Annotated in this window: 8 protein-coding genes; 4 read left to right on the forward strand and 4 right to left on the reverse strand. The window is 36.9% G+C overall.

The features are described 5' to 3' along the window. Nucleotides 1-71: 71 nt before the first annotated feature. Nucleotides 72-974 (reverse strand): alpha/beta fold hydrolase, encoded by a 903-nt coding sequence (locus CUN59_RS02195; protein ID WP_104386295.1) that lies wholly within the window; start codon nucleotides 972-974, stop codon nucleotides 72-74. A 390-nt stretch (nucleotides 975-1,364) separates the two neighbouring features. Here CUN59_RS02195 and infC point away from each other — a divergent pair, with 390 nt between their 5' ends. Both infC and CUN59_RS02205 read left to right on the forward strand, forming a co-directional pair. After that, nucleotides 1,365-1,898, forward strand: a complete 534-nt coding sequence (gene infC, locus CUN59_RS02200) for a translation initiation factor IF-3 (protein ID WP_104386296.1) — start codon at nucleotides 1,365-1,367, stop codon at nucleotides 1,896-1,898. A 140-nt stretch (nucleotides 1,899-2,038) separates the two neighbouring features. After that, nucleotides 2,039-2,491 carry a helix-turn-helix domain-containing protein gene (locus tag CUN59_RS02205; RefSeq protein WP_243406841.1) on the forward strand — a complete coding sequence of 151 codons (453 nt, stop codon included), beginning with the start codon at nucleotides 2,039-2,041 and terminating at the stop codon, nucleotides 2,489-2,491. Nucleotides 2,492-2,639: 148 nt separating this feature from the next. Here CUN59_RS02205 and CUN59_RS02210 read toward each other — a convergent pair whose 3' ends face one another. Both CUN59_RS02210 and CUN59_RS02215 read right to left on the reverse strand, forming a co-directional pair. Continuing rightward, nucleotides 2,640-3,770: a serine/threonine-protein kinase gene (locus CUN59_RS02210; RefSeq protein WP_104386297.1), complete on the reverse strand. Its 1,131-nt coding sequence runs from the start codon at nucleotides 3,768-3,770 to the stop codon at nucleotides 2,640-2,642. A 532-nt stretch (nucleotides 3,771-4,302) separates the two neighbouring features. Then, nucleotides 4,303-4,740, reverse strand: a complete 438-nt coding sequence (locus tag CUN59_RS02215; protein ID WP_104386298.1) for a DUF29 domain-containing protein — start codon at nucleotides 4,738-4,740, stop codon at nucleotides 4,303-4,305. A gap of 312 nt (nucleotides 4,741-5,052) precedes the next feature. Between CUN59_RS02215 and clpS the strand changes: the two genes are divergently transcribed. Next, on the forward strand, nucleotides 5,053-5,376 hold the full coding sequence (clpS, locus tag CUN59_RS02220) for an ATP-dependent Clp protease adapter ClpS (protein ID WP_104386299.1): 324 nt from the start codon (nucleotides 5,053-5,055) through the stop codon (nucleotides 5,374-5,376). A gap of 5 nt (nucleotides 5,377-5,381) precedes the next feature. Further along, nucleotides 5,382-5,678, forward strand: coding sequence for a DUF2103 domain-containing protein (locus CUN59_RS02225; protein ID WP_104386300.1), 297 nt, complete (start codon nucleotides 5,382-5,384; stop codon nucleotides 5,676-5,678). A gap of 63 nt (nucleotides 5,679-5,741) precedes the next feature. Here CUN59_RS02225 and CUN59_RS02230 read toward each other — a convergent pair whose 3' ends face one another. Beyond that, entirely contained in the window at nucleotides 5,742-6,062 is a 321-nt protein-coding gene (locus CUN59_RS02230) for a hypothetical protein (protein ID WP_104386301.1), read from the reverse strand. Nucleotides 6,063-6,301: the final 239 nt, after the last annotated feature.

A 6,301-nucleotide genomic window follows, 5' to 3' on the forward strand; every position in this document is an offset into this window, starting at 1 on the left:
CAGAACCGGAAGAAATTAGCTTTCCCGTTATCTGAATCCTGACTGCACATTTAATTACCACCAGATGTCTATTACCAATTACCAATCCAATTTAAAATTGCTTGGTTAACCTGTTCTGGTGATTCATCATGGGGACAATGACCAACATCTTCTAGATATAGTAATTGTAGTTTGTCATTGCAGCGCGCAAATTGATTAGCCAATGCGGGAGGAACAAATCGATCTTTTTTTCCCCAAATTAACAACATAGGAATTGTTAGGTTTGGTAAAATCTGCTTGACACTAGGACTAAAATTAATTCCTGTTGTGGCCTTAAATAAAGCTCTAAAAGCACGGGCAGATCCTCTATCCTGGGGAGGACTGGCTAAGATATCTATGAGTTCATCGGAAACGGCTTCAGGATTAGCATAGGCTAAACCAGCCCAACGACGTAAGACACCGGGACGACGGACAAAATAAAATATTGGTTTGAGAATTAATCTGGAAGTAAATATACTTTTAATACCGCTAACAAGAGGTTGTATCATCTGTGGAATCATTTCTTGTTCCAGGCTGGGGTCGGGTAAACTCATCATGACTATGCCCTGTACCATATCAGGATGGATAGAGGCTGCGACTAAAGAAATGAGTGAACCGATAGAATTACCGATTAAAACCACTGGTTGACGGATAAAAGTTTGCCAAAAATCGTAAACCTGTTCTACCCAAAGTAAAACATTATAATTAGTTGCAGCTTTTTCCGAAGCACCAAAACCAATCATGTCGAGAGCGTAAACCGTGTGAGATTGCCCCAAAACTTCCAAATTGTGCCGCCAATGGCCAATGGAAGCACCAAAGCCATGTAATAAAATCAGAGGTGTTTTTTTGGGAGAGATTGCCGGCGGACGAATGTAAGTATAACGGGTTTGCCAACCACGCCACACCCAGTCCCTTTGATTACCAACTCGTTTTTGCCAATGTATTGCAGTGGTCACGTTGATCTCTAGTTGATTTATGATGAATGTAGAATCCCCTCGGCTTTAGCCAGGGGAGTATCAATGAAAATAATAGCAACAGACAAGGATAAGAGTAGCTCTTGTATAAAAATATATTCAATGTACCCGGAATAAATAGTGATAATCGTTAATTATTGTCAAATATTATGTAATTTAGATTAATTAATGTAGGGAAATTATCTCAAAGTGAGTAGAATAGCAAGTATGTTGGTTTACCCAACTTATGTATGAATTAGCTATCCTAGAGATGGATACTCATTTCTCCATTCTAAGTTACTCTTGTATTTTGCCCTCATCGGCATATTAAACTAAGCTAACTGAATCAAGACCAATCCAAATTCTTAACTAAAGAACTGCCACTAAATCATAATGCCTGTGATTGAGAAAAAAAGAACTCGCGATCTGCCCCAAATTAACGAACGGATTCGCTTCCCGAAAATTCGGGTGATTGACACTGATGGCGCACAATTGGGAATTATTACCCCCCAAGAGGCGATCCAATTAGCAGAGGAAAAGGAATTAGACCTTGTGCTAATCAGTGACAAAGCTGATCCGCCGGTATGTCGAATTATGGACTATGGGAAATATAAGTTTGAGCAGGAGAAGAAGGCGCGGGAAGCCAGGAAGAAGCAACACACGGCTGATGTGAAAGAAGTTAAAATGCGCTACAAAATAGAAGAACATGACTATAATGTGCGTGTCAAACAAGCCGAACGCTTCCTCAAGGATGGGGATAAGGTTAAGGCTACAGTCATGTTCCGAGGTCGAGAAATTCAACATAGCGACTTGGCAGAAACCTTGCTTAAACGCATGGCTACCGATCTAGAGCCTTTTGGTGAAGTACAGCAAGCACCAAAAAAAGAAGGACGAAATATGATGATGCTGATTTCGCCGAAAAAATAAATTTGTCACCCTTGTTAACACATTAGTGATGAATGCTACACAAATTAGTTAATCATTTTAACTAAAATTGCTCACACTGAAGTATTCATCTATCAGAGACTAGTCCTAGTTGACAATTTTCCAGACAAAACTGTACACTTATGGACAAATCTATAAGTGTACAGTTTTTATGTTTAAACCCCATGCTTTTATCCATCAAAACAAAACTCAAGTTAAATAAAAACCAAAAAATATTAATGGCTAAACACGCTGGTATAGCTAGGTTTGCCTATAATTGGGGTTTAGCTACTTGGCAAGATTTGTATAAAGATGGACTCAAGCCAAACAAATATCTTCTCAAGAAATTCTTTAATAATCATCTGAAACCTGAATTTACATGGATTAAAGAAAAAGGTATTTGTCAAAAAATCACTCAATATGCTTTTGATAATCTAGGTGAAGCTTTTCAAAGATTCTTTAAAGGACTATCTGAATATCCCAAGTTTAAAAAGAAGGGAAAAAATGATAGTTTTACCATTGATAATAGTGGCAAACCAATTCCTGTAGGTGGCACATCAATCATGTCCTCGTTTTATGATTATTTAGCCCCCTGAATCCCCCAAGTTTGGGGGACTTGGGCATCAAAACCCTATTAGGCTACTTGATTAAACTGTACACCGTAGCCCTTAGTAAGGGGGGACGGCGAAGCCGGGGGGTAAATTATATGCAACTTTACAAAGAAATGGTATGAGGTGATTAGATTCAATCATTACCAAGATATTTAGCTTTTAATTCTTCTAATTCTTGATCCATTTTATTTTTAACTTTACTCTCACTATTTATTTGAGAAGTGAGTTCATGAAATTTTTCTGGTAAAGGATTTTGATTTTCAGCTTTAATCCCTGTAAATTGAGTTTTCACTTCCTGCAATTCTTGATCTATTTGAGTAGAAGTTTTAACCACAGGGGGAGGTGGGGAACTAATTACCATGATTTTTGTCGGAAGTAAAGCTGAGGAGTCAAAATCTAAAGCTTGGAGAACTTGATTAATATTTTGATAGCGCTGACTGGGGATAGTTGCCACCATTTTGTTAATAATGGAACTTAATTCTTTACTGACGGGGGTGGTGAGATATTTTTGCCATACCCAAGCTGCATTATGGGCATCATAGGAGTCAAAAGGCGATCGCTCGGTTAAGAGATTAATACAAGTTACCCCTAAACTATAGATATCGCTGGCAAAAAGTGCCTTCCCTCGCATTTGTTCTGGGGCAACATATTCAGGACTACCAATACTTGTACCTGTGCGGTTAAGTGCCGTTGATGTGGCGGATTTTGCTGCTCCGAAATCAACTATAACTAATTTGCGATCGCTACGACGACGAATAATATTTTCTGGTTTAATATCCCGATGAATCACTTTTTTATCATGACAAAATTGCAAAACTGGCAATAAATCATTTAACAACTGCCGAATTTGTGACTCATTAAAAGCACCGTTTTGAGACAATTCTTGATATAAATTAATGCCATCAATAAATTCTTGCACCAAATACTGTCTGTCATCTTGAGCAAAATATGCTAAAAGTTCGGGAATTTGGGGATGTTGTCCCAATTCATCCAACTGAACAGCCTCTTGATTAAATAACTCTATCGCCTTTTGTACCGTATTTGTACCTTGGGTTTGGGGGTAAAATTGCTTAATCACACAAGGAGGTTTAGATGGTTTATCCTCATCTATAGCCAGAAAAGTTCTGCCAAAACCACCTTGTCCAATAGGTTTAATGGCACGATAGCGTTCTTTGAGGAATAATTTTGTGCCGCAAGTTTGGCACACTTTCAGATTCTCAGGGTTTTCTGGATGGGAACACAGGGAATTAAGACAATAACTCATAATAATATTACGTTTTTGATTATATAATATGCTAGTAAGGATTCAGAAGAAGTAAAAAGATCCCCGACTTCTTTTATTGATTGTGTCCATAAATGATAAATTGATTATAGAAGTCGGGGATATGGAAATTAACAAGTGCTATAGCTGAATACTTATATATGCTAGACCAATAATTAAAAAATTAAATATTAAGTCCTGTAAATCAAACAAGACTACTATTCGATCATCATTTTATTCTGTCACAGAAAAAAACAGAACCTAATGGATGTGGATGTGCCAATATTCCCTTTTCTCTGATTTTAGTGATCGTAGGAGGAGGTTATGAGTTATTCTGGAGTTTAGACTAATTTGCTCTCCTAATCCGCCAAAGTCTCTCTAGGTAAGGCTTAAAGGGTTTCCAAGTTATTTTACGTCTTGTAAGTCATAAACCTTATACAGCAAGGGATTGAGCCTATAAGAAAAGATTTAGTCTAGACTCCAAGTTATTTACCCAGCGAGGAAATTTCGATATCAGCCAATTTTTACCCCAAAATTAATCTGGAAGAAATTCAGAATTAAGGGTTTTTTCGGAAGTATACGGACATATTTCTGGAAATATCTGTTCACCTAATTGAGTTTCTCGAATTGCTAATGCTAAACCTAATTCGTAAGCTGTGAGAAAAACTTGTTCTAAATAAGGTTTTAAACTAGGACTATCTTCTAACAATAGTTTAATTTGAATACGTTGTTCTCGAATGGTACTCAACCAACTACTACTGCGTTTTTCTGCTTGAAATTGCCATTTTAATAAATGTCCTAGTAAGACAGCTAATCTATTTCTCAATTCCTGTCTTTCTTTTCTACCCAAGGTTTCTAATTCTTCAATTAGGTTAACAGTGTCTAATATATCCCATTGTTGAGTTTTGAGTAAATTAACCTGTTCTTGAGTCCAAGCATGGAAGTCATTTGTATAACCTGGAAAGGTGGTCATGGTTGCACCTGTTATAAGTTTATATATTTTTAGTTACATTATATTTTGGACATTACAAATTAATTGATTAAAAGATCAAGTTTTAATGACAATCTTCATAAAAAATTGATATCTTAACAGATTATAAAGAAAATGCCGAAAACCCTTGAAGGTGCGGCTGACTCAGGAAGCCACACTTTAACCAGGGGAGTGTCAAAGCCAGCGAATTTAGTTATATTCAACTTCTATCGGACTACTAACCCAGCCAGCAGTGGATTAAACTAGATATTTGTAGTGTTAGTTTGTAAAACGTCGTTTTTGATTGATTTCTCTATGGTGACAAGAATTATAGATGTATATACTATGGCATCAGCGCCCACTGTGACACCTGATCGGGTTAATCAAGTAACTCGGAAAACCTATCCTAATTATAAGGTGATTGTTTTGAATGATGATTTCAACACATTCCAGCACGTTGCTGAGTGCTTAATGAAATATATTCCGGGAATGTCAAGCGATCGCGCTTGGGAACTCACGAACCAGGTACACTATGAAGGACAAGCTATTGTCTGGACAGGCCCCCAAGAACCAGCAGAATTGTACCATCAACAACTACGTCGCGCTGGTTTGACAATGGCTCCCCTGGAAGCAGTGTAATCATTATGTCTAAATCCACGGATGGTAGACTCGTATGGAATCATTCTACCCATATTCCCGGTTTAATTCCCATTTTAGAACGTCTGTGTCAGCACAATGGTATTGGAACTGTGACACCTGCGGTTATTGGTAGAGTTAGAGGTCATGCACCAAAAATGCAGTTGCGCGTGTCTGTACCCATTCGCGGCGGTTATAAAATTATTGCCCGTCATGGTAAGACTGTGCAAGAGGTATTTATCCTCACAACTTTACTACAGGATGAACTAGAAAGTGCGATCGCTATTGCTATGAGACTAGTTTGAATTATGAATTTACAAATAGCAAGGTTGGAGCTAAATTCAGTTCTAACCTTGACTTTTGATCATTTATTCTTCAATTTTATGAACTGCAAATTTATGTAATGGCAAACTGAGAATACAAGAAAATGTTAAAAAATATGACAAAGCCGTAGTAATTTTTAAAGTTACAATTACAGCTTCCCAGTCAAATAAAAATACCTTCTCTATACCAAAGGCGATACAATAGACTAGCCAATAAGCAAAGCTCATTCTTAATAGACTTTCTTCTGTTGCTTGTGCTTCATCTATTTGCTTATTGTTATCCCACAGTAACAATAAACCCAAAAGACAAGCTAAAAAGGAAACACCAAGTACAAATTCGTGACCAAACATATTTGCTAAACACATTTGCCTTTATTCCTATCTGATGATGTCTGTATTAGAATTAGTCTAAAGGCATATTGATTGACGTTACACAAAATAGTTACAAACTGAAATATTGTAAATAATTACAAAAAAATCCTTTTTTTTGTTAAATATTTTCACAATCAATTAATTAATTAATTAATTAATTAGGGCTTGCTGAAAAAGTTGTCTGTGAGGAGAGGGAACAGGGAACTCTTAACTGGGAACAGTTTCAACTATCT

Source organism: Cuspidothrix issatschenkoi CHARLIE-1 (assembly GCF_002934005.1).
In the GTDB taxonomy this organism is placed as follows: domain Bacteria; phylum Cyanobacteriota; class Cyanobacteriia; order Cyanobacteriales; family Nostocaceae; genus Cuspidothrix; species Cuspidothrix issatschenkoi.

Excerpts from the sequence above, each read along its gene's own strand:
- infC (WP_104386296.1), top strand. The coding sequence starts at position 1,365 with ATGCCTGTGATTGAGAAAAAAAGAACTCGCGATCTGCCCCAAATTAAC.
- CUN59_RS02205 (WP_243406841.1), top strand. The coding sequence starts at position 2,039 with ATGGACAAATCTATAAGTGTACAGTTTTTATGTTTAAACCCCATGCTT.
- CUN59_RS02210 (WP_104386297.1), bottom strand. The coding sequence starts at position 3,770 with ATGAGTTATTGTCTTAATTCCCTGTGTTCCCATCCAGAAAACCCTGAG.
- CUN59_RS02215 (WP_104386298.1), bottom strand. The coding sequence starts at position 4,740 with ATGACCACCTTTCCAGGTTATACAAATGACTTCCATGCTTGGACTCAA.
- clpS (WP_104386299.1), top strand. The coding sequence starts at position 5,053 with ATGGTGACAAGAATTATAGATGTATATACTATGGCATCAGCGCCCACT.
- CUN59_RS02225 (WP_104386300.1), top strand. The coding sequence starts at position 5,382 with ATGTCTAAATCCACGGATGGTAGACTCGTATGGAATCATTCTACCCAT.
- CUN59_RS02230 (WP_104386301.1), bottom strand. The coding sequence starts at position 6,062 with ATGTGTTTAGCAAATATGTTTGGTCACGAATTTGTACTTGGTGTTTCC.